Annotated in this window: 22 protein-coding genes; 13 read left to right on the forward strand and 9 right to left on the reverse strand. The window is 68.4% G+C overall.

Translation table 11 applies throughout. The features are described 5' to 3' along the window. Positions 1–35: 35 nt before the first annotated feature. Positions 36–2,471: a transglycosylase/D,D-transpeptidase PonA2 gene (gene ponA2 / locus ACNO8X_RS05690; RefSeq protein ID WP_418004521.1), complete on the reverse strand. Its 2,436-nt coding sequence runs from the start codon at positions 2,469–2,471 to the stop codon at positions 36–38. 341 nt (positions 2,472–2,812) lie between these two features. On the opposite strand from ponA2, the gene ACNO8X_RS05695 reads away from it, so the two are divergent. Together ACNO8X_RS05695 and ACNO8X_RS05700 are read left to right on the forward strand one after the other, a co-directional pair. Continuing rightward, positions 2,813–3,118 (forward strand): WhiB family transcriptional regulator, encoded by a 306-nt coding sequence (locus tag ACNO8X_RS05695; RefSeq protein ID WP_020100988.1) that lies wholly within the window; start codon positions 2,813–2,815, stop codon positions 3,116–3,118. A 153-nt stretch (positions 3,119–3,271) separates the two neighbouring features. Further along, a complete protein-coding gene (locus ACNO8X_RS05700) occupies positions 3,272–3,700 on the forward strand; it encodes a hypothetical protein (protein WP_418004522.1) in 429 nt (142 codons plus the stop codon). A 13-nt stretch (positions 3,701–3,713) separates the two neighbouring features. Here ACNO8X_RS05700 and ACNO8X_RS05705 read toward each other — a convergent pair whose 3' ends face one another. After that, positions 3,714–4,850 (reverse strand): ArsA family ATPase, encoded by a 1,137-nt coding sequence (locus ACNO8X_RS05705; protein WP_260935858.1) that lies wholly within the window; start codon positions 4,848–4,850, stop codon positions 3,714–3,716. Then, positions 4,847–5,887: an ArsA-related P-loop ATPase gene (locus ACNO8X_RS05710; RefSeq protein ID WP_043397254.1), complete on the reverse strand. Its 1,041-nt coding sequence runs from the start codon at positions 5,885–5,887 to the stop codon at positions 4,847–4,849. Before ACNO8X_RS05710 ends, ACNO8X_RS05705 begins: the two co-directional genes overlap by 4 nt. Before the next feature lie 48 nt (positions 5,888–5,935). On the opposite strand from ACNO8X_RS05710, the gene ACNO8X_RS05715 reads away from it, so the two are divergent. Genes ACNO8X_RS05715 through ACNO8X_RS05725 form a run of 3 tightly spaced genes read left to right on the forward strand, consistent with a single transcriptional unit; the run spans position 5,936 to position 7,319 of the window. Continuing rightward, positions 5,936–6,097 (forward strand): DUF4177 domain-containing protein, encoded by a 162-nt coding sequence (locus tag ACNO8X_RS05715; RefSeq protein ID WP_090562576.1) that lies wholly within the window; start codon positions 5,936–5,938, stop codon positions 6,095–6,097. Continuing rightward, a complete protein-coding gene (locus tag ACNO8X_RS05720; protein ID WP_418004523.1) occupies positions 6,094–6,549 on the forward strand; it encodes a RidA family protein in 456 nt (151 codons plus the stop codon). The genes ACNO8X_RS05715 and ACNO8X_RS05720 overlap by 4 nt, the downstream gene beginning before the upstream one ends. After that, the gene (locus tag ACNO8X_RS05725) at positions 6,546–7,319 is read left to right on the forward strand and encodes an MBL fold metallo-hydrolase (RefSeq protein WP_418004524.1); all 774 of its coding nucleotides are present in this window, start codon (positions 6,546–6,548) and stop codon (positions 7,317–7,319) included. The genes ACNO8X_RS05720 and ACNO8X_RS05725 overlap by 4 nt, the downstream gene beginning before the upstream one ends. Positions 7,320–7,395: 76 nt before the next feature. Here ACNO8X_RS05725 and crp read toward each other — a convergent pair whose 3' ends face one another. Together crp and ACNO8X_RS05735 are read right to left on the reverse strand one after the other, a co-directional pair. Beyond that, the gene (gene crp / locus ACNO8X_RS05730; protein ID WP_020100982.1) at positions 7,396–8,070 is read right to left on the reverse strand and encodes a cAMP-activated global transcriptional regulator CRP; all 675 of its coding nucleotides are present in this window, start codon (positions 8,068–8,070) and stop codon (positions 7,396–7,398) included. A gap of 103 nt (positions 8,071–8,173) precedes the next feature. Continuing rightward, the gene (locus ACNO8X_RS05735) at positions 8,174–8,524 is read right to left on the reverse strand and encodes a hypothetical protein (RefSeq protein WP_043985070.1); all 351 of its coding nucleotides are present in this window, start codon (positions 8,522–8,524) and stop codon (positions 8,174–8,176) included. A gap of 165 nt (positions 8,525–8,689) precedes the next feature. On the opposite strand from ACNO8X_RS05735, the gene nth reads away from it, so the two are divergent. From nth to marP, 4 genes are read left to right on the forward strand one after another with little or no spacing between them, the layout of a single operon-like run. Beyond that, on the forward strand, positions 8,690–9,376 hold the full coding sequence (gene nth / locus ACNO8X_RS05740; protein WP_418005791.1) for an endonuclease III: 687 nt from the start codon (positions 8,690–8,692) through the stop codon (positions 9,374–9,376). Then, on the forward strand, positions 9,373–10,035 hold the full coding sequence (locus ACNO8X_RS05745) for a TlpA family protein disulfide reductase (RefSeq protein ID WP_418004525.1): 663 nt from the start codon (positions 9,373–9,375) through the stop codon (positions 10,033–10,035). The genes nth and ACNO8X_RS05745 overlap by 4 nt, the downstream gene beginning before the upstream one ends. Then, the gene (locus tag ACNO8X_RS05750) at positions 10,032–10,796 is read left to right on the forward strand and encodes an NUDIX hydrolase (protein ID WP_418004526.1); all 765 of its coding nucleotides are present in this window, start codon (positions 10,032–10,034) and stop codon (positions 10,794–10,796) included. Before ACNO8X_RS05745 ends, ACNO8X_RS05750 begins: the two co-directional genes overlap by 4 nt. Next, positions 10,793–11,986, forward strand: a complete 1,194-nt coding sequence (marP, locus tag ACNO8X_RS05755; RefSeq protein ID WP_418004527.1) for an acid resistance serine protease MarP — start codon at positions 10,793–10,795, stop codon at positions 11,984–11,986. Before ACNO8X_RS05750 ends, marP begins: the two co-directional genes overlap by 4 nt. On the opposite strand, the gene ACNO8X_RS05760 is transcribed toward marP, so the two are convergent. Next, positions 11,975–12,925 carry an alpha/beta fold hydrolase gene (locus ACNO8X_RS05760; protein WP_418004528.1) on the reverse strand — a complete coding sequence of 317 codons (951 nt, stop codon included), beginning with the start codon at positions 12,923–12,925 and terminating at the stop codon, positions 11,975–11,977. The genes marP and ACNO8X_RS05760 overlap by 12 nt on opposite strands. Next, positions 12,925–13,434 (reverse strand): phage holin family protein, encoded by a 510-nt coding sequence (locus tag ACNO8X_RS05765; protein WP_043397457.1) that lies wholly within the window; start codon positions 13,432–13,434, stop codon positions 12,925–12,927. Before ACNO8X_RS05765 ends, ACNO8X_RS05760 begins: the two co-directional genes overlap by 1 nt. Before the next feature lie 126 nt (positions 13,435–13,560). Here ACNO8X_RS05765 and ACNO8X_RS05770 point away from each other — a divergent pair, with 126 nt between their 5' ends. Continuing rightward, entirely contained in the window at positions 13,561–14,214 is a 654-nt protein-coding gene (locus ACNO8X_RS05770; RefSeq protein ID WP_418005792.1) for a S1 family peptidase, read from the forward strand. 55 nt (positions 14,215–14,269) lie between these two features. Here ACNO8X_RS05770 and acs read toward each other — a convergent pair whose 3' ends face one another. Continuing rightward, positions 14,270–16,216, reverse strand: coding sequence for an acetate--CoA ligase (gene acs / locus ACNO8X_RS05775; RefSeq protein WP_418004529.1), 1,947 nt, complete (start codon positions 16,214–16,216; stop codon positions 14,270–14,272). Positions 16,217–16,290: 74 nt separating this feature from the next. On the opposite strand from acs, the gene ACNO8X_RS05780 reads away from it, so the two are divergent. Continuing rightward, positions 16,291–17,061 carry an oxidoreductase gene (locus tag ACNO8X_RS05780; protein WP_418004530.1) on the forward strand — a complete coding sequence of 257 codons (771 nt, stop codon included), beginning with the start codon at positions 16,291–16,293 and terminating at the stop codon, positions 17,059–17,061. A 448-nt stretch (positions 17,062–17,509) separates the two neighbouring features. Here ACNO8X_RS05780 and ACNO8X_RS05785 read toward each other — a convergent pair whose 3' ends face one another. Further along, positions 17,510–18,367, reverse strand: coding sequence for an HAD-IB family hydrolase (locus tag ACNO8X_RS05785; protein WP_234711387.1), 858 nt, complete (start codon positions 18,365–18,367; stop codon positions 17,510–17,512). Between the two features lie 506 nt (positions 18,368–18,873). Between ACNO8X_RS05785 and ssd the strand changes: the two genes are divergently transcribed. Together ssd and ACNO8X_RS05795 are read left to right on the forward strand one after the other, a co-directional pair. Beyond that, a complete protein-coding gene (gene ssd, locus ACNO8X_RS05790; protein WP_418004531.1) occupies positions 18,874–19,947 on the forward strand; it encodes a septum site-determining protein Ssd in 1,074 nt (357 codons plus the stop codon). Continuing rightward, positions 19,944–21,110, forward strand: coding sequence for a TadA family conjugal transfer-associated ATPase (locus ACNO8X_RS05795; protein WP_418004532.1), 1,167 nt, complete (start codon positions 19,944–19,946; stop codon positions 21,108–21,110). Before ssd ends, ACNO8X_RS05795 begins: the two co-directional genes overlap by 4 nt. Positions 21,111–21,120: the final 10 nt, after the last annotated feature.

Here is a 21,120-nt window from a genome sequence, read left to right on the forward strand (position 1 = left end):
GGTTGGCTTAGGTCGTTCTGAGGTTTCGGCCGGGCCTATGGGGGCGGGGGACCGAGCACCGGCACGGTGATCGGCGGCAGGCCCGGAATCTCCACGACCGTCGACCCGATCTGCACCGGCGGCAAGCCGTCGAGGCCCGGAATCCCCACTGGCGGTGGTGGCGGCGGAGGCGGCGCGATGCCGTTGCTCACCAGGATCGTGACGATCGAGCCGGGGATGGTCTGTCCCGACGGCGAGGTTCCGATCACCGAACCGGACGGCGACGCGCTGTTGACCCACGACGGCTGCGGGGCCAGCTGGAAGCCGGCCTCCTTCACGCGGGTCTGCGCCAGGTCGATGTCCATGCCCGCGACGCTCGGCACCTTCGACCCCGGTCCACCGTCCACGTAGCGCGGGTCGGTCGGCGGCATCACCACGTTGGGCGGGGTGAACTGCTTCATCGCGGTGAACCAGGTCCGGGCCGGCTCGTGGCCGCCGTACAGATCACCGCGGCCGCACTGGCGCAGCGGAAACGAACACAGGTCGGACGGCGTGGTCGAGTCGTCGTAGATGTAGTTGGCGGCGGCGTAGGCACTGGTGAAGCCCAGGAATGCCGACGACCGGTGGGCCTCGGTGGTACCCGTCTTGCCGGACACCGGGAGGGACCAGCCCACCGATTGGGCGGCGGCGGCGCCGGTCCCGCTGACGGCGTCCTTGTTCATCGCGTTGGCGAGGGTATTGGCCAGGCCCTCGGGGACCGCCTGCTCACAGGTCTGGGTGGTCACCGAGACCTCGTTGCCGTGCCGGTCGTACACCTTGTCCACCGGGTTGGGCGGGCACCAGGTACCGCCCGACGCCAGTGTGGCCGCAACGTTGGACAGTTCAAGAGCGTTGACTTCGAACGGCCCCAGGGTGAAGGAGCCGATGTTCTGCCTCTTGATGAAGTCGGCCAGGCTCTCGTTGCTGTTGGGGTCATAGGCGCGGGCACTGCCCGGCGCGGCGTAGGACCGCAGACCCAGCTTGACCGCCATGTCGATGGTGCGCGCGACGCCGATCTGCGAGATCAGTTTGGCGAACGCGGTGTTCGGCGACGTCGCGAGGGCTTCGCTGACGTTCATGGTGCCCCGGTAGCGGCCGTCGTTCTCGACGCACCACTTGTCCTTCGGGCAGCCCTTGGCACCACCGCTACCCAGGCCCTTGGCCTCGAACCGGCCGGGCACGTCCAGCTGCGCGTTGATGCCCATGCCCATGTCCATGGCGGCGGCCGTGGTGAACAGCTTGAAGATGGACCCGGCGCCGTCGCCCACCAGTGAAAACGGTTGCGGCTGCATGGTTTCCCCGGCCGCGGTGTTCAGGCCGTAGGTCCGGTTGCTGGCCATCGCCACCACCTGGTGGTTGTCCTTGCCGGGGCGGATGACGCTCATGACGCTGGCGATGCCGTCGATGCCGGGGGAGGCGATGCCGTCGATCGACGACTTGACCGAGTTCTGGATGTCCGGGTCGATGGTGGTGCGGATCAGGTAGCCGCCCTTGGCCACCTGGTCCTTGCTGATCCCCGCCTTCGACAGGTAGTCGAGCACGTAATCGCAGAAGAATGCGCGGTCACCGGCGGCGATGCAGCCACGGGGCAGCTGGTTGGGCTGCGGCAGGATGCCGAGCGGCTCGGCCCTGGCGGCCCGCAGCGCTTCGGCTTCCTGGGGGACGTTCTGGATCATGGTGTCCAACACCAGGTTTCGACGTGCCAGGGCGCCGTCGGGATTGACGTACGGGTCCAGTCCGCTGGTGGACTGGACCATGCCGGCGAGCAGCGCGGCCTGCTGCCAGTTCAGCTGGGAGGCGTTGACGCCGAAGTACGTCTGGGCGGCGTCCTGGATGCCGAACGCCCCGTTGCCGAACGACACCAGGTTCAGGTAGCGCGTCAGGATCTCGGACTTGGTGAACGTCTTGTCCAGGGTCAGCGCCATCCGGATTTCGCGAAGCTTGCGCGCCGGGGTGGTCTCGATGGCAGCCCGCCGTTCGGCGTCGGTCTGGGACACCACGAGCAGCTGATAGTTCTTGACGTACTGCTGCTCGAGGGTCGATCCACCACGCGTATCGGCGGACCCGGACATATAGCCGGACAGGCCCGTCAGGGTGCCCTTCCAGTCCACGCCGTTGTGCTCGGCAAACCGTTTGTCCTCGATGGAGACGATGGCCAGCTTCATGGTGTTGGCGATCTGATCGCCCGGAACCTCGAAGCGACGCTGCGAATACAGCCAGGCGATGGGGTTGCCCTTGGCGTCCACCATGGTGGATACGGCGGGCGCATCACCTTCGACCAGCTGGGCCGAACCGTTGGCCACAACGTCGGATGCCCGGTTGGACATCAGGCCGACACCCCCGATGAGCGGGAACATCATCGCGGCGAGGACCACGCTGGCGAGCAGGCAGCACCACGTCATCTTGATGACGGTGACCGCGGTCGGCGGACGATTCTGCGGTCGCTCGGACATGGGGTACAGCCTAGCGACCGTGGTAGCCAGCGGCCGAGTGCTGGTCGATTACCACGTCCTTACGGCATCTAGGGGGCTGCGACACGGGCAAAAATTAACGTTTGGACACACGTCCCAAAAAAGCGGCCCCAGACCCATTGCGCAATCGGCCCCTGACCACCTAACTTGAACACACAATGCGATCTAGGTAACACTACTAGCCGCAATGTGGCGTAGATCGCATCAGTGGTCTACTCGGGAGGACTCAGCCGTCGGGAGACGGTGTGACGAAGGGATCGCTGGTGGCAGGTACACAGCCAGTAGTTCGCGCGACTATCGCTCCCCAGGCCGGAAACGGCGCGATGCAGGGTGTGGTCCAACCTGAAGCTGAAGCCAGAATCGCCTGGGTTTCCCAGGCCCGATGCCGACAGGCCGACCCGGATGAGCTGTTCGTCCGCGGCGCCGCGCAGCGCAAGGCCGCGGTCATCTGCCGGCACTGCCCGGTGATCGTCGAATGCGGTGCCGATGCCCTCGACAACCGCGTCGAGTTCGGCGTCTGGGGCGGCATGACCGAGCGTCAGCGCCGTGCCCTCCTCAAGCAGCACCCCGAGGTGGTGTCCTGGGCGGAGTTCTTCGCCACCCAGCGCAAGCACCGCAACGCGGTCTAATTTTCTTCTAGCGCAACGCATTACCGCAGTTCCCCGCGGTTTTCTGCTGCCCATCACGCCATGCCCCGGGCTACCGCGGTGAGAACGTTCATTGCTGTGCTCGGCTGCGTCCTGCTCGGTGCCGCATGCTCACACCCGACACAGGGAGTAGCCGTGGCCGCGCCGAAACCCCAGGACGTATGGCAATTGGCCGAGCAAATGGTGGCCCGAACGCCGCTCACCGCAGACAAGTTCGCGGAGTTGCTGGGCACCGACCTGCAGCCCGACAAGGCGAATCCGGTACGGCTCAACGGCGGTCCGGTGCAGCTGAGCCCGACGTTGCAGGTGTCGTCGTCGGTGATCGCGATCAACGACGGGCGGTGGCTGTTCGCGTCCGTCGACATCGACCCGAACCCGTGCATCACGACGGACATGGTGCGTGCGCGGTATCCGGCTGCGGAACAGACGCACGCACCGACCGGCCACTCCGCGTACGAAGAGTTCGTGTGGAGCGTCAGCTACGGCTGGGGCAGTCTCAACTTCGGGATCCGCGAGAAAGAACAGTGCCTCACCGGAATCTCCGTCGAGCGCGCCGGAACCTGAACGGCGCCAGCGCTCAGGCTTTGACGATGTCGCCGGTGATCTGATCGGCGATGGCCCGCAGCGCCTCCAGGTCGGACACCTCGAACGGCAGTGACGGCACGCCCACCAACGCCACGTGCGGGTTGGCCCCGGTGAACCGTGACAGCAGCCGAACCTCACGCTTGGAGATGATGGTGCGGTTCGCGTGGATCCGCAGCGTCGCCGCGGCCAGGCCGTCGCCGTCGGTACCGGACTTCTCCAGCTTGGCTGCAGCCTCGTCGGCTGCGTCCGCGGTCAGTTCACACAGCATCGGGTGGGTGCGGTTGAGGATCAGGCCGGCCAGCGGCATCTGCTCCTGAGACAGCCGGTCGACGAAGAACGACGCCTCCCGCAGCGCGTCGGGCTCGGCGGCCGAGACCACGACGAACCGCGTGCCGGGGCGCTTGAGCAGTTCGTAGGTGCGGTCGGCCTTCTCGCGGAATCCGCCGAACGTGGCGTCCAGGGACTGGACGAAACTGGCCGCGTCCGAGAGCATCTGCGAACCCAGCACGGTGGACAGCGCCTTCATCGCCAGGCCCATGGCCCCGGTGACGAGACGGCCGATGCCGCGGCCCGGTCCCAGCAGCAGTTTCCACAGGCGGCTGTCCATGAAGTTGCCCAGCCGCTTCGGCGCGTCCAGGAAGTCCAGCGCGTTGCGCGACGGCGGGGTGTCGACGACGACCAGATCCCACTTGTCCTCGGCCAGCAGCTGGCCGAGCTTCTCCATCGCCATGTACTCCTGCGTGCCCGAGAGCGACGTGGCGACGGTTTGGTAGAACTGGTTCTCCAAAATCGAGTCGGCGCGATCCTCGCCGGAGTACTGCACCACCATCTCGTCGAAGGTGCGGCGCATGTCCAGCATCATCGCGTAGAGCTCACCCGGCACCTCGGGAGCCAGCGGCACCCGCTGCGGGGTGTTGCCCAGGTCCTTGATGCCCAGGGCCTGCGCCAGGCGCTTGGCCGGGTCGATGGTCAGCACCACGACGGTGCGGCCGTACTCGGCGGCCCGCAGCGCCATCGCGGCGGCCGTGGTGGTCTTGCCGACGCCGCCGGCGCCGCAGCACACCACGACGCGGTTCGCGGTGTCCGACAGGATCGCGTGCATGTCCAGCTTCAAGGGCTTGCCGCTCATTTGGTGCCAACCCCTTGCTGCTCGAGCGCTTCGGCGAGTTCGTACAGGCTGCCCAGATCGACCCCGTCGGGGAGGGCGGGCAGTTCGAGGCGGGGCACTTCGAGGGCGTCGAGCTGATCGGCGCTCTCGGCGCGCGCCATCATGCGCGTCGCGTGCTGGATGGTCTCGGTGAGCAGTCCGGCAAAGTCGCTGTCGGACAACGTGATTCCGGCGTCGGACAGTCCGGCGCGCACCGCGTCGGCGTCGACGACGCCCTCGGCTGCCTTCGCCAGATCGTCCGGTGACAGGTACGCCGGGATGTTGCGGTTGACGATGACGCTGCCGATCGGCAACTCGAGCTCGCGGAGCTCCTCGATGGCCTCCAGGGTCTCCTGCACGGGCAGCGCCTCCAGCAGCGTGACGAGGTGGATGGCGGTGAGCTCCGAGTGCAGCAGCTTCACCACGCCGTCGGCCTGCGAATGGACCGGGCCGCCCTTGGCCAGGTCCGAGACGGCCTTGGTGACGTCGAGGAAGCGGGAGATGCGGCCCGTCGGCGGGGCGTCGACCACGACGGCGTCGTAAGGGCGCTGTCCCTTGAGTTCCTTGGCGGTCTTGCCGTTGCGGACCACGACCTCTTTGATCTTGCCGGTGAGCAGGACGTCACGCAGGCCGGGAGCGATCGTGGTGGCGAACTCGACGGCGCCGATGCGCTTCATGGCGCGGCCGGCGATGCCGAGGTTGTAGAACATGTCCAGGTATTCCAGGAACGCGGCCTCGGTGTCGATGGCCAGCGCGTTGACCAGCCCGCCGCCCTCGGCGGTGGCGATCTTCTGTTCCCCGTACGGCAGCGGTGGCACGTCGAAGAGCTGGGCGATGCCCTGGCGTCCCTCGACCTCGACCAGCAAAACGCTGCGGCCGCGGGCGGCCAGCGCCAGTGCCAGCGCCGCGGCGACCGTAGTTTTGCCGGTACCGCCCTTGCCGGTGACGAAATGGAGGCGCGCTTGGTCCAGGCGCGCGGGCCAACCGGTATGGGTTTGGCCCGTGGATTCGGAGGTCACCCCAGCATGTTAACCATGCGGTACCCCTCGGCCGATAAGCTCGGCGACATGAGCGAACCGACCCGGTGGGAGTACGCCACCGTCCCGTTGCTGATCCACGCCACCAAGCAGATCCTCGACCAGTGGGGCCAGGACGGGTGGGAGCTGGTTTCGGTACTGGCCAACCCGAGCGGTGAGCAGCACGTCGCGTACCTGAAGCGGCCCAAGTGAGCGTCTCGGACCGATTGGCCGAACTCGGCATCGAGCTGCCGGAAGTTGTTGCGCCACTTGCCGCTTACGTTCCCGCCGTCCGGACCGGGAACCTCGTCTACACCTCCGGCCAGCTGCCCATGCAGGGCGGCAAGCTGCCCGCCGAGGGCAAGGTCGGCGCTGAGGTCACCGCGGACGACGGCAAGGCGCTGGCCCGGATCTGCGGCCTCAACGCGCTGGCCGCCGTGCACGCGCTGGTCGGCATCGACTCGGTGGTGCGGATCGTCAAGGTTGTCGGATTCGTCGCCTCGGCGTCTGGCTTCAACGGCCAGCCCGCGGTGATCAACGGGGCATCCGAATTGCTGGGCGAGGTGTTCGGCCCGGCCGGCGCGCACGCCCGGTCGGCGGTCGGCGTCTCCGAGTTGCCGTTGAATGCTCCCGTTGAGGTGGAGCTCATCGTCGAGGTCGCATGACCCATCCCGCGTATGGCGTGCTGCGGCCGGTAACGGAGTCGGCCTCGGTGCTGCTGTGCGACAACCCGGGGATCATGACGCTCGACGGCACCAACACCTGGGTGCTGCGCGGGCCGGGTAGCGACGAGATGGTAGTCGTCGACCCGGGGCCCGACGACGATGCGCACCTGGAGCGGATCGCGGCGCTGGGCAAGATTCCGCTGGTGCTGATCAGTCACAAGCACGAGGACCACACCGGCGGCATCGACAAGCTGGTCGGCCTGACCGGGGCAGTGGTGCGGTCGGTGGGCAGCGGGTTTCTGCGGGGCCTGGGCGGACCGCTCACCGACGGCGAGGTGATCGACGCGGCGGGGCTGAAGATCAAGGTCATGGCGACGCCCGGGCACACCGCGGATTCGCTGTCGTTCGTCGTCGACGATGCCGTGCTGACCGCTGACACCGTCCTGGGCCGCGGCACAACCGTCATCGACAACGAGGACGGCAGCCTGCGCGACTACCTGGAATCGCTGCGGCGACTGCAGGGGCTGGGCGGGCGGACCGTCCTGCCCGGCCACGGTCCGGACCTCGCCGACCTCGCCGAGGTGACGGCCATGTACCTCGCACACCGCGAGGAACGACTGGATCAAGTGCGCGGCGCCTTGCGGGTGCTCGGTGACGAGGCGTCGGCGCGGCAGGTCGTCGAACACGTCTACACAGACGTCGACCAGAAGCTGTGGGACGCCGCCGAGAAATCGGTGCAGGCCCAGCTGGATTACCTGCGGACTGCTTAGCCCAAAACGCCGAAACGGCATTCCAGCAGGAGAAGTTCGAGAACTGCCCTGCTGGAATGCCGTTTCGGCGGGAAAACTAGCGGGCGCGGCGCGCCAGACGCTCCGAGTCGGAGATCAGCACGCTCTTGCCCTCGAGCCGGATCCAGCCGCGGTGCGCGAAGTCGGCGAGCGCCTTGTTCACGGTTTCGCGGGAGGCGCCGACGAGCTGGGCGATCTCTTCCTGGGTCAGGTCGTGGGTGACGCGCAGCGCGCCGCCCTCCTGCGTGCCGAACCGCTGGGCCAGCTGCAGCAGCTGCTTGGCCACGCGACCGGGCACGTCGGTGAAGATCAGGTCGGCCAGGTTGTTGTTGGTACGGCGCAGCCGGCGGGCGAGCACGCGCAGCAGCTGCTCGGCGATCTCCGGGCGGTCCGCGATCCACGCCCGCAGCGCCTCGCGGTCCATCGAGACCGCGCGCACCTCGGTGATGGTGATGGCGCTCGACGTCCGGGGACCCGGATCGAAGATCGACAGCTCACCGAACATGTCCGACGGACCCATGATGGTCAGCAGGTTCTCGCGGCCGTCCGGTGACCGGCGGCCGATCTTCACCTTGCCGGAGATGATGATGTAGAGGCGGTCGCCCGGCTCGCCCTCGGCGAACACGGTGTGTCCGCGGGGGAAGTCGACCGGTTGCAGCTGTTTGGTCAGTGCGGATACCGCGGTGGGCTCGACACCCTGGAAGATTCCGGCCCTCGCCAGGATCTCGTCCACGTTGCTCCCTAAGGCTGGTGAGTGATAAAAAACGCGCGCAAGCTAGCCAGTGAACTGGTTAACAAAGTCAGTCTAGTGGTAAGCCGTTTCGCAACCAGCCACGCTACACACGATTCGCCTGGCGAGTCTCGCGAAATTGCGGATTGCTCGCATAGTGGGCATAGGTGCGGCTGGGTAGTTCGGGTTCACCGAAGGCTCCGAGCGGGTTGTCCCGCGTCGGCGACGGGGCCGCCAGCGCGCGAGGTTCCTCGAAACGGGGTGCCGATCGGTGCGGCAATGTGTCCGCGGCTGCGGCCTGCTGTGACCACGCGGTTTTGACCTTGTCGACGAACGCTTTGACGTCGGCTGCGGTGTACGTCTCCTTGGACGTATCGAGCATGGCTTCGAGGCGGCTCAACCCGAAGGTTGCCAACATCAGCAACCCGGGAATGCACACAACCAGCAACCAGGACACACGCAGAAGTAAACACGCCGAATGTCTCAGGGTGATCACGAAACGACGCCGGTCAAAGTATCCTTACCGACTTCTCTCAGTACGCTTACCGGCGTGCCTGCGCGACGATCCACCGCAAAATACGACCGCGAAACCCACCTGGGTCTGGTGCGTCGCGCTCGGAGAATGAATCGTGAACTCGCGCAAGCGTTCCCGCACGTCTACTGCGAGCTGGATTTCACCAATCCGCTGGAGCTCGCGGTGGCCACCATCCTGTCGGCGCAGTGCACGGATAAGAGGGTGAACCTCACGACGCCGGCGCTGTTCGCCAAATACCCGACCGCGCTGGACTATGCGCAGGCCCACCGGACCGAACTCGAGGAGCTGATCCGGCCCACCGGTTTCTACCGCAACAAGGCCAACTCGATCATCGGGCTGGGTCTGGAATTGGTGGCCCGCTTCGACGGCGAGGTGCCGGACACCCTCGACGAACTCGTCACGCTGCCCGGGGTGGGCCGCAAGACCGCCAACGTCATCCTGGGCAACGCCTTCGACATCCCGGGCATCACCGTCGACACCCACTTCGGCCGGCTGGTGCGGCGCTGGCGCTGGACCGCCGAAGAGGACCCGGTCAAGGTGGAATTCGCGGTCGGCGAATTGATCCCGCGCAAGGAGTGGACCCTGCTGTCGCACCGCGTGATCTTCCACGGGCGCCGGGTCTGCCACGCCCGCACGCCGGCGTGCGGCGTGTGCGTGCTGGCCCGCGACTGCCCGTCCTACGGCATCGGGCCGACGGACCTCGCGGCCGCCGCGGACCTGGTGAAGGGACCCGAGACGGAGCATCTGCTGGCGCTGGCCGGGATCACCGAGTGAGTCGGTCCGCCCGCTGGACCGTCGTCGTGCTGGCGGTGTTCGTCGTTCTCGGTGTGGCGCTGTGGCGTCAACTCGGCGACGACCGGACCGCATCCGGGCCGTCGGGCCGGCAGACCGGCCAGCTGAACGGGACCCGCGCCCATCGCGACGCCGACACCCCGGCGGCACTGGCCGGACCGCGCGCCACGGCGGCGCTGCCGCCGTGTCCCGCGCCGCAGACGGGGCCGGGACCGCAGGCCCTGCAGGGCATCACCGTCGACTGCGCGGGTGACGGTGTGCCGGTCGACGTCGCGAAGGCCGTCGCCGGCCGCGCGGTGGTGCTGAACCTGTGGGCGTACTGGTGCGGCCCCTGCGCCGACGAACTGCCCGCGCTGGCCGAGTATCAGCGCCGCATGGGCGCCAAGGTGACGGTGCTGACGGTTCATCAGGACGAGAACGAGACCGCCGGCCTGTTGCGGCTGGCTGACCTCGGCGTCAAGCTGCCGATGCTGCAGGACGGCCGGCGGCTGATCGCGGCCGCACTGCGCGTGCCCAACGTCATGCCTGCGACCGTGCTGCTGCGTCCGGACGGTAGCGTGGCGCAGGTCCTGCCCCGGCCGTTCACCAGTGCCGACGAGATCGCCAGTGCAGTGAACCCACAGTTAGGAGTTTCGGGGTGAACGTGCCGAACCCGCAGGCCGCCCCGGCCTGGCTGCGGCCACTCGTCGACAACGCACCGGACCTGCCGCAGGCCTACCGCCGCCGGGTGCCGGCGACCGTGCTCGCGGCGATCACCGCAGCGGGTGCCACCGCGACACTGACCGGCAACAAGCGCGACGCCGCCGTCCTGGTGCTGTTCTCCGGGGCGCCGGACGCCCCGGCCGGTGCGCTGCCGCCCGATGCCGACCTGCTGGTCACCGTGCGCGCCTCGACGCTGCGGCATCATGCCGGGCAGGCCGCGTTCCCGGGCGGTGCGTCCGACCCGGGTGACGACGGTCCCGTCGGAACCGCATTGCGCGAGGCGACCGAGGAAACCGGTATCGACACGTCCCGGTTGCAGGTGCTGGCGACACTGGACCGAATGTTCATCCCGCCCTCGGGTTTTCACGTTGTCCCGGTGCTCGCGTACTCGCCCGATCCCGGTCCGGTCCTCGCCGTCGACCCGGCGGAGACCGCGATCGTGGCGCGGGTTCCGGTGCGCGCCTTCGTCAATCCGGAGAACCGGTTGATGGTGTACCGCAAGGAGAACACCCGGCGGTTCGCCGGACCGGCATTTCTGCTCAACCAGATGCTGGTGTGGGGCTTCACCGCTCAGGTGATCTCGGCGATCCTGGACGTGGCGGGCTGGGCACAGCCTTGGAACGCCGAGCGGGACTACGAACTCGAGGCGGCAATGGCGCTGCTGGGGGACTCCAACGGCTACCGTGTGGATCAACCATGACATCTTCACAATGGCTGGATCTGGCCGTTCTGTCCGTCGCCTTCGTCGCCGCCGTCTCGGGCTGGCGGTCCGGGGCGCTGGGCTCGCTGCTGTCGTTTCTCGGTGTGGTGCTCGGCGCGGTGGCCGGCGTGCTGCTCGCGCCCCATGTGGTGGCGCACGTGGACGGCGCCCGCAGCAAGCTCTTCATCGCGCTGTTCCTGATCCTGGGTCTGGTCGTGGTCGGCGAGATCGCCGGTGTGGTGCTGGGCCGCGCGGTCCGTGGCGCCATGCGCAACGAGGTGGTGCGCGGTCTCGACTCGGTCGTGGGCATGGCCCTGCAACTGGTCGCGGTGCTGGTCGCCGCCTGGCTGCTGGCCACGCCGCTGACGTCGTCCGACCAGCCGAATCTGGCTGCGGCGGTGAACGGCTCGCGGGTGCTCTCGGAGGTCAACGACCTCGCGCCGGCGTGGCTGAAGCGCGTGCCCACACGGCTCTCGGCGCTGCTGAACACCTCGGGCCTGCCGTCGGTGCTGCAACCGTTCGGTCGCACCCCGATCGTCAGCGTCTCGGCTCCTGATCCCGCGCTCGTGGGCGATCCGGCGGTGGCCGAGGCCAAGGGCAGCGTCGTGAAGATCCGCGGTGTCGCGCAGAGCTGCCAGAAAGTGCTCGAGGGCACCGGCTTCGTCGTCGCGCCCGGCCGGGTGATGTCCAACGCCCACGTGGTGGCCGGCTCCAACAGCGTCACCGTCCAGGTCGACGACAAGAGCTACGACGCCAAGGTCGTCTCCTACGACCCCGAGGCCGACATCTCGATTCTCGACGCACCCGACCTGCCCGCACCGCCGCTGAAGTTCGACATGCAGGAGGCCGCGACCGGGACCGGCGCGGTGGTGATGGGCTACCCGGGCGGCGGCGAGTTCGCCGCGACCCCGGCCCGCATCCGCGAGGTTATCAAACTCAACGGGCCGGACATCTACCACTCCACGACCGTCACGCGTGAGGTCTACACCATCAGAGGTAATGTCCGCCAAGGCAACTCGGGTGGCCCGCTGATCGACGGCAGTGGCAAGGTGCTCGGTGTCGTGTTCGGCGCCGCAGTCGACGACGCGGATACCGGCTTCGTCCTCACCGCCGACGAGGTGGCCAAGCAGATGGCCAAGGTCGACAACTCCGAAGCGGTGCCGACCGGAAAGTGCATCTCAGCCGGGTAGCTGGTGCAGGAACGTCGACAGCTCCGAGGTGACGGTCGACGGCTGCTCTTCGTGCGCGAAATGGCCTGCACCGGTGACGGATACGAAGCGGGTCTGCGGGGCGTAGCGCTGGGTCCGGCGGACCGGATCATCGAGCACGTAGGGATCTGCGGTGCCGTGCAGGTGCAGGATCGGTACCGGGGTGCGCTGTTTCATCGCCCGCATGAAGCGCCGGCCCTCGCCGCGCACCTGACTGCGCGCCGCCCAGCGCTGGTACTCCAGCGCGGAGTGCGCCGCCGAGGGGATCTGAATCGCGGTGCGCAGGTGCGCGGCGGTCTGGGCGAAATCCTCCGACGCCGGCCAGGCAGCGCCGGCGCGGCTGCGGACCAGCTGCTCGACGGCGGCGCCGCCCCGGCGGGTGAGGACATGTTCGGGCCACCATGGCACCTGGTTGCGCAGCATCGCGGGCAACAGGGCCGCGCGCTGTTCTCGATCGGTCAGCGTCGATGACCGCAGCGCCACCGGATGCGGTGAACTGACCAGCGCGATACCCCGCACTGATCGCGGATGCAGCATCGCGGTGGCCCAGCAGACCAGGCCGCCGTCGGCGTGCCCCACCAACACGGCGGAACTGTGTCCCAGAGCGCGCACCAGGCCGGCGGTGTCCCCGGCCAGCGTCCAGCCGTCGTAGCCGGTCGGCGGTTTGTCGCTGCCGCCGTAGCCGCGCAGGTCCACCGCGACCACGCGGGCGCCGCGCAGGTCGCGCAGCTGATGCCGCCACGAGTACCAGAACGAGGCGAATCCGTGCAGCAGGATCACCAGCGGGCGCTCGCTGGACGAACCGGTCTGGCTTGAGCCCGGATCTGCCTCCACGACGTGGAAGCGAATCCCGTTCGCGTGCACCTGAAGGTGTCGCCACGGACCGTCGATCCGGACGACCGACGGATCAGGTGGCGGCACTACCAGCCTGAGGTGTCGCTAGAGGCCGAGCGGGCGGTGATCTGACTCGAGGGCTTGTCGTGGCCAGGCGTCAGCGCCACCTTGGCCTCCTTGACCGTCGCGATGGTGTCCCGTGGGCCGCGGATCTTGCGGACCTTCAGGAACCCGACGAACGCCAGCGCACCGGTCGTCAGCACCATGAGCGCGAAGACGATCAGGTACGACGCCCAGCTCGGCAGCCACAGCTCCAGCAGCGAACCGAGGAAGAAGAAGAAAAAGAACGTCGAGTAGAACAGCACCACGAGTGCGGCGATGAACAGGACGCTGCCGGTCAGGCCCTTCTTCACATCGGCGGTGATCTCGGCGCGCGCCAGTTCGACCTCGGCCCGCACCAGCGTCGACATCTGCGCGGTGGCTTCCTTGACCAGATCGCCGATCGACGGATCAGCCTTGGGCGCATGCGGATCCACCAGCGGGATCGAGGTCACCGTGGCTGGAACTGCGCCATTCTTGCGATCGCCATTGCTCACGAACACGTCCTCCCGGCGTCGGTGTAGTCCTGGCATATGTTGCCACGTAGGGCGCCGGTTAACGATCCGGGCCAGCGATACACTGCCCCGATGCGTTCGGCACCCGTGCTTGCTTCGATGTTTGGGATGGCCATTGCCCTGTTCGGTACGTCGGTCGGGGTGCCTGCCCACGCGGACGCACCGGTCCCGTTGGGCGGTGGCTCGGGCATCGTCGTGGACGGCGACACCTTCTGCACCCTGACCACGATCGGGCACGACAACCGCGGCAAGCTGGTCGGCTTCACGTCCGCGCACTGCGGTGGTCCCGGCCACCTGGTGTCGGCCGAGGGCGCGGAGAACCGCGGCACGCTGGGCGTCATGGTGGCCGGCAGCCAGCCCCTGGACTACGCCGTCATCGAATTCGATCCGGCCAAGGTGCAGCCCCTGGGCAACGTCAACGGATTCCAGATCGACGGCATCGGCCCCGACCCGGCCTTCGGTGAGGTGGCGTGCAAGCTCGGCCGCACCACCGGCTACACCTGCGGTGTCACCTGGGGCCCGGGCCAGGACCCGGGCACCATCGTGGACCAGGTGTGCGGCCAGCCGGGCGACTCGGGTGCGCCGGTCACCGTGAACAACAAGCTGGTCGGCATGATCCACGGGGCCTTCAGCGACGACCTGCCGACGTGCGTCGTCAAGTACGTGCCGCTGCACACCCCGGCCGTGACGGTGTCGATCAACGCGGTGATCGCCGATCTCGACGCCAAGAGCCGGCCGGGTGCGGGTTACCAGCCCATCTAGCCCAGCAATGTGAAACGGCCCCTTCTCGTCAGAGAAGGGGCCGTTTCACGTGGACCTACTTGCTGGCGCGGATGGCCTCGAAGACGCTGGGGTCGACCAGGGTGGAGGTGTCACCGAGGTCGCGGCCTTCGGCGACGTCGCGCAGCAGGCGGCGCATGATCTTGCCGCTGCGGGTCTTGGGCAGCTCGGGAACGATGTGGATTTCCCGCGGCTTGGCGATGGGGGAGATCTCGGTGGAGACCTGGGCCCGCAGTTCCTCGACGATGTTGTCGCTGCCGCCGTGCGCCGATTCCTTGAGGATGACGAACGCGCAGATGGCTTGGCCGGTGGTGGCGTCGGTGGCGCCGACGACGGCGGCCTCGGCCACGCCGGAGTGCCCGACGAGGGCGGATTCGACCTCGGCGGTGGAGATGCGGTGGCCGGAGATGTTCATGACGTCGTCGATGCGGCCCAGGACCCAGATGTTGCCGTCGGCGTCGTAGCGGGCACCGTCACCGGCGAAGTACCAGCCCTGCTCGGCGAAGCGGGACCAGTAGGTGTCCTTGAAGCGTTCGTCGTCGCCCCAGATGCCGCGCAGCATCGATGGCCACGGCTTGTCGAGCACCAGGTAGCCGGTGACGTGCTCGTCCTCGTCGGCGCCGGGGACCAGTTCGTTGCCGTCGTCGTCGACGATCTTGGCGCTGATGCCGGGCAGCGGGGTCATGGCCGAGCCGGGCTTGGCGGCGGTGACGCCGGGCAGCGGGGAGATCATGATGGCGCCGGTCTCGGTCTGCCACCAGGTGTCCACGATCGGGGTCTGGCCGGCACCGATGTGTTCGCGGTACCAGCGCCAGGCCTCGGGGTTGATGGGTTCGCCGACCGAGCCCAGCACCCGCAGGCTCGACAGGTTGTGCGCCTCGGGGATCTGGTGGCCCAGCTTCATGAAGGTGCGGATCAGCGTCGGCGCGGTGTAATAGATGGTGACGCCGTACTTTTCGATGATCTCGAAGTGCCGGTGCTCGTTCGGCGAGGTGGGGGTGCCTTCATAGACCACCTGCGTCACGCCGTTGGAGAGCGGGCCGTAGACGATGTAGGTGTGCCCGGTGACCCAGCCGATGTCGGCGGTGCACCAGTACACGTCGTCGGCCTTGATGTCGAAGACGTTGTGGTGGCTGTAGGACGCCTGGGTCAGGAAGCCGCCGCTGGTGTGCACGATGCCCTTGGGCTTGCCGGTGGTGCCGGAGGTGTACAGCAGGAACAGCGGTTGCTCTGCGTCGAACGCTTCGGGGGTGTGCTCGGTTGACTGCGCGTCGACGGTCTCGTGCCACCAGACGTCGCGGCCTTCGGTCCAGTCGACGTCGATGCCGGTGCGCTTGACCACCAGGACGTGCTGCACCGACGGCTGGCCCGCGACGGCCTCGTCGACGGCGGACTTGAGCGAGGCGGCTTGGCCGCGCCGGTACTGGCCGTCGGTGGTGATGACGAGCTTGGCTTGGGCGTCTTCGACGCGCGCGGCGAGCGCGGTGGCCGAGAACCCGGCGAACACCACCGAGTGCATGACACCGAGCCGGGCGCAGGCCAGCATCGCGACGATGGCTTCGGGCACCATCGGCATGTAGATGGCGACGCGATCACCGGCGCTCAGGCCCAGGGCGGTCAGGGCGTTGGCGGCCTTGCTGACCTCGTCCTTGAGTTGGGCGTAGGTGAGGTCGCGGGCGTCACCGACCGGCTCGCCTTCCCAGTGGATCGCGACACGGTCGCCGTTGCCGGCCTCGACGTGGCGGTCCACGCAGTTGTAGGCGACGTTGAGCTTGCCGTCGCCGAACCACGTGGCGAACGGTGCGCCTGACCAGTCCAGGACCTCGGTGAACGGGGTCGCCCAGGACAACCGCTCACCCTGGCGGCGCCAGAAATCCAGGCGGTCGGCGTCGGCCTCTTGGTACAGCGCGGCAGTGGCATTGGCCTGCGCGGCGAACTCGGCAGGCGGCGGGTAAGCCTGTGGCACAGCGGTGTCTTGTGTCATGGCTGTGAGCGTAGTCACTGGCAGGTTGCAACGACGTTGGTGGTGGACACCTGGTGGCACTACCCTGTGCGGTCGTGGCTGCACCTGACCCGCTGGCTCCTTTGGCAGAACTGCCCGGCGTGGCCGAGGCCGGAGACGAGGCGCGTGAAGCGCTCGGCAGGGCCCATCGACACAAGGTGAACCTGCGTGGTTGGCCGGCCACCGCGGCCGAGGCCTCGATGCGGGCTGCGCGGGCGTCGTCGGTGCTCGACGGTGGCTCGCTGAGTTTCAGTAAAGACGGCGAGGCCCCGGCGAAAGGCGAGCGTGCCGACGCGGTGCTGGCCGGGGCGCTGCGGGTGGCCGAGGCACTCGAAGGTGGCGCGACAGCGCTGGTCGGGGTGTGGCAGCGGGCGCCGCTGCAGGCGATGGCCCGGTTGCACTCGCTGGCGGCCGCGGATCTGACCGACGCGGACCAGCTCGGCCGGCCCCGTACCGATGACCCCGACGTGGGCCGGCGGCTGGAGCTGCTCGGCGAGCTCGTGGGTGGCGGGAGCCGGGTGCCGGCGACGGTGCTCGCGGCCGTCGCTCATGGCGAACTCCTGAGCCTGGCTCCGTTCGGGGTGGCCGACGGTGTGGTGGCGCGCGCGGTGTCCCGGCTGATCACCATGTCCAGTGGACTGGATCCGCACGGCCTCGGCGTGCCCGAGATGTACTGGATGCGCGAGGTCGGCCAATATCGTGCCGTGGCACGGGGCTTCGCGTCGGGGACGGCTGACGGGCTGACCGCGTGGTTGATCTTCAGCAGTCGCGGTCTGCATTCCGGGGCTCGCGAAGCGCTGTCGATCGCACAGGCTTCCGCCAAGTAGCGGCCCGGCGCGACCGCCCCTCCAGCAAACATGCAGACATAAAAGCGGGCGGCGCTCCGTCGTCAGAGTGCATCTGACTCGGCTCGCCGCCCGCTAGCACGGAACCCCGGTTACCAAGCGTGCTTGTCGGGTTGTGTGGGTGGCCTCGGCGTCCCTGCAATGCGCTGCGGCTACAACTCCACCCAAGGAATTCTCTTAGCCGTTCGCTCTTCGCAATTACGCAGGCCCACAACGCTTTTACCATTGTCGCGGTATGTGCTCCGCGTGGGTGCCGGCATTCCGTGCTGGGATGCCCGCTTCGGGAGGTCGAACCTTCTCTTCCGGTTCGGTCTTGGCCTTGGGGGCTTCCGTGCTTCCTTTGTACTACGTGACCGCAGTCACATCAAGGGTCAATCACCGGCGATTTGTGATTGTTACTCCGAGGGACTCAGCAACTCGCCAGTAGCTTTCAGAAGTTCAGGCGGCGGAGCAGCGAGTACGTCACCGCGCCGGCGGCGAGGGCACTGGCGCCGACGGCCAGCGTGGTGGCGACCGCGGCGCCGGACGGAGCAGGCAGCCGGTCCCGCAGCGAGACCGGACGTGTGAAGGTCAGCACCGGCCAGCCGCGAGCGACGGCCTCCTTGCGCAGGGCGCGATCGGGATTGACCACCGCCGGGTGACCGACCGCCGTGAGCATCGGCAGATCGGTGATCGAGTCCGAATACGCGTAGCAGTGCTCGAGCACATAGCCTTCGCGGGCGGCCAGCTCCTCGATTGCCTGGACCTTGCCTTCGGCGAAGCAGTAGAAGTCGACGCCGCCGGTGTACTTGCCGTCCTCGACCACCATGCGCGTGGCCATCGAGTGGTCGGCCCCGAGTTCGCGGGCGATGGGTGCGACGATCTCCTCGCCGGACGCCGAGACCACGACGACGTCGCGACCGCACAGCTTGTGGTCGGCGATCAGGTTGGCCGCCTCGGCGAAGACCAGTGGGTCGACGATGTCGTGCAGCGTCTCGGAGACGATCGACTTGACCTGTTCCACGTCCCAGCCGGTGCACATGTTGGTCAGGTAGGACCGCATGCGGTCCATCTGATCGTGGTCGGCACCTGACATCAGGAACAGAAACTGGGCGTAGGTGGACTTGAGCACGGCTTGCCGATTCAGCAGACCTTGGTTGAAAAAAGGTTTGCTAAAAGCGAGAGTGCTGGACTTGGCAATCACCGTTTTGTCGAGATCGAAGAAGGCAGCGGTGCGCACCGGACCGCTCGACTCAGCTTCCTGGCGCGGCGCGGCCGCGGCCTGGGCGGCCGGATCGGATGCGGTCACGGCTCCCAGCATATGCCCCGGAACGTCAGTACCGGGTTGGCGACGGTGTCGCCGTGTCGGTCGCCGGTGGCGTGACTGTCGCGGCGATTGACGTGCTGACACGCCCCTTTCACAGACAATCAACAGTTGCGCAGAGCCCTGTTGACGTGTGTATAGTGGGGTTTACCCGGCTAGCGCCGGGTGTGCATCAGCCCGACCCCCCGGGGCTGATCCACGACGACCTCCGCCTCCTCCCCCCCCTGGCGGGGGTCGTCCCTTTTTCAGGGGTGGTGAATTTTCCCGAGGCGGGGCCTCTTCGGCGCCTTTGTATCGGCGCCAGACTCTTCTTTTCCGCGTGTGGCGCGACCACCGCAATCCCGGTTCGTCGAACGTTGCGGGTAGTCCGCGAAAAGTTGCGGAACGACATTCTCACGAGTCCGTCAATAAAGTTGTCCACAGTTTGCGATCCATCCACATTTTGCATGCGCGCTCTGGTGCTGTGGCCTGCTGCGCAGCACGGTGGACCCATGGCAACCACCGGGGCGTTGGCGCTGATCTCCGACGCCGGACTGCGCGCTGAGATCGAGCGGATCGCCGCGGCGGCGGGGATCCGGGTGGTGTACGCGGCAGAGCCTTCCGGCCGGAAAACATGGGTCGGCGCCGCGGCGGTGCTGCTCGATGTGGAGGCAGCGCAGCGCTGTCGCGAGCTGGGGATGCCACGGCGGCCCGCGGTGCTCTTGATCGCCGCCGACACGCCGGGGCCCCGCGAGTTCGAGGCCGCCATGCTGATCGGTGCGCAGGCGGTCATCACCTTGCCCGGCCAGGAGTCCGGACTGGTCGGTGTCCTGTCCGACGCCGCGGCCGGCGAATCCGATGGGCGCCGCGGCGCCGTCGTCGCGGTGATCGGTGGCCGCGGGGGCGGCGGGGCATCGGTGTTTGCGATCGCGTTGGCGCAGGCCGCGGCCGAACCGGACCGCGAGTGTCTGCTCGTTGATGTCGACGTCTGGGGCGGCGGCATCGACCTGGCCCTCGGCGCCGAGTGCGATATCGGTCTGCGCTGGCCGGACCTGGTGGCAGCGGGCGGACGGCTGAGCTTTCCGGCCTTGCGTGATGCGCTGCCGCGCCGGCGCGGGGTGGTGGTCCTGTCGGCCGGACGCACCGGCGTCGAGCTGAGGCCGACGGCGCTCGCCGCGGTGGTCGAGGCCGGGAGCCGCGCCGGCGCCACCGTGATCTGCGACGTGCCGCGGCAGTCGTCGGCCGCGGCCGAGACGGTACTGGCGGCAGCCGATCTCGTGGTCGTGGTGGCACCGGCGGAGCTGCGGTCCTGCGCGGCGACCCGGGTGGTGGCCGACTGGGTGACGGCGGTCAACCCGAATGTCGGCCTGGTGGTCCGGGGCCCCGCGCCCGGTGGCCTCCGCGCCGCCGAGATGGCGACGATCCTGGGGCTGCCGCTGCTGGCGGCCATGCGTGCGGAGAGCAACCTCGACGGTGCGCTGGAGCGGGGCGGCCTCGGTCGTAGTCAGCGGCGTCGATCACCGCTGGCCGTGGCCGCCCGCCGCGTACTCGCGGTGCTGCACCAGCAGCCGGGGGAGGCGGCATGACGTCGTCATTGGTGGACCGCGTCCGGGAACGACTGGCCGCGCAGACCAGCGGTGCGCTGCATCCGAACGCGGTGGCTGCCGCCATCCGCGCCGAGTCCGGCGGTGTGCTCGCCGACAGCGACGTGCTCGCCGGTATGCGGCTGCTGCAGACCGAACTGACCGGTGCCGGGATTCTGGAACCGCTACTGCGGGCACCAGGTACCACCGACGTGCTGGTCAGCGCGCCCGACCAAGTGTGGGTAGACGATGGAAACGGGTTGCGCCGCAGCACGATCCGTTTCCCGGACGAGACCGCCGTGCAGCGCCTGGCGCAACGGCTGGCGCTGGCTGCCGGCCGCCGGCTGGACGACTCGCAACCCTGGGTCGACGGCCACCTCGGTGGGATCGGCGGCGGCCTGAATGTGCGGTTGCACGCCGTGCTGCCCCCGATCGCCGCGGCAGGCACCTGCCTGTCGCTGCGGGTGCTGCGACCCGCGACCCAAGACCTGACCGGCCTCGTCGGGTCCGGGGCCATCGCGCCGCCCGCAGCCTCGTTGATCACCGACATCGTCGCGGCGCGGCTGGCCTTCCTGGTCTCTGGCGGAACCGGAGCCGGAAAGACCACCATGCTGTCGGCGCTCCTGGGGGCCGTCGATCCCGCCGAGCGGATCGTCTGCGTCGAGGATGCCGCCGAGCTGGCTCCGCGCCATCCGCACCTGGTTCGCTTGGTAGCTCGCGGCGCCAACGTCGAAGGCGTCGGCGCGGTGACGGTGCGCGACCTGGTTCGGCAGGCCCTGCGGATGCGCCCCGATCGCATCGTCGTCGGCGAAGTGCGCGGTGCGGAGGTCGTGGATCTGCTCGCCGCACTCAACACGGGCCACGAGGGCGGTGCCGGGACGGTCCACGCGAACAGCCCCGCCGAGGTGCCTGCCCGCATGGAAGCGTTGGCGGCGGTCGGCGGGTTGGACCGGGCGGCGCTGCATTCGCAACTGTCAGCCGCGTGCCAGGTGGTGCTGCACACCGCGCGTGCCCGTGATGGGCGACGGCACCTGAGCGAAATCGCGGTGCTGCGCCGCGCCCCGGACGGGACCGTGACGGCCGTGACCGCATGGCACGTCGACCGGGGCCTCGGCCCTGGGCGGCCCGCACTGGGTGAGCTGCTGGCAGCTCGGGGCCGGTCGTGAGTCCGGCGCT

The sequence above is a fragment of the Mycobacterium sp. PDNC021 genome, assembly GCF_048282635.1.
GTDB classification, from domain to species: Bacteria; Actinomycetota; Actinomycetes; order Mycobacteriales; family Mycobacteriaceae; genus Mycobacterium; species Mycobacterium llatzerense.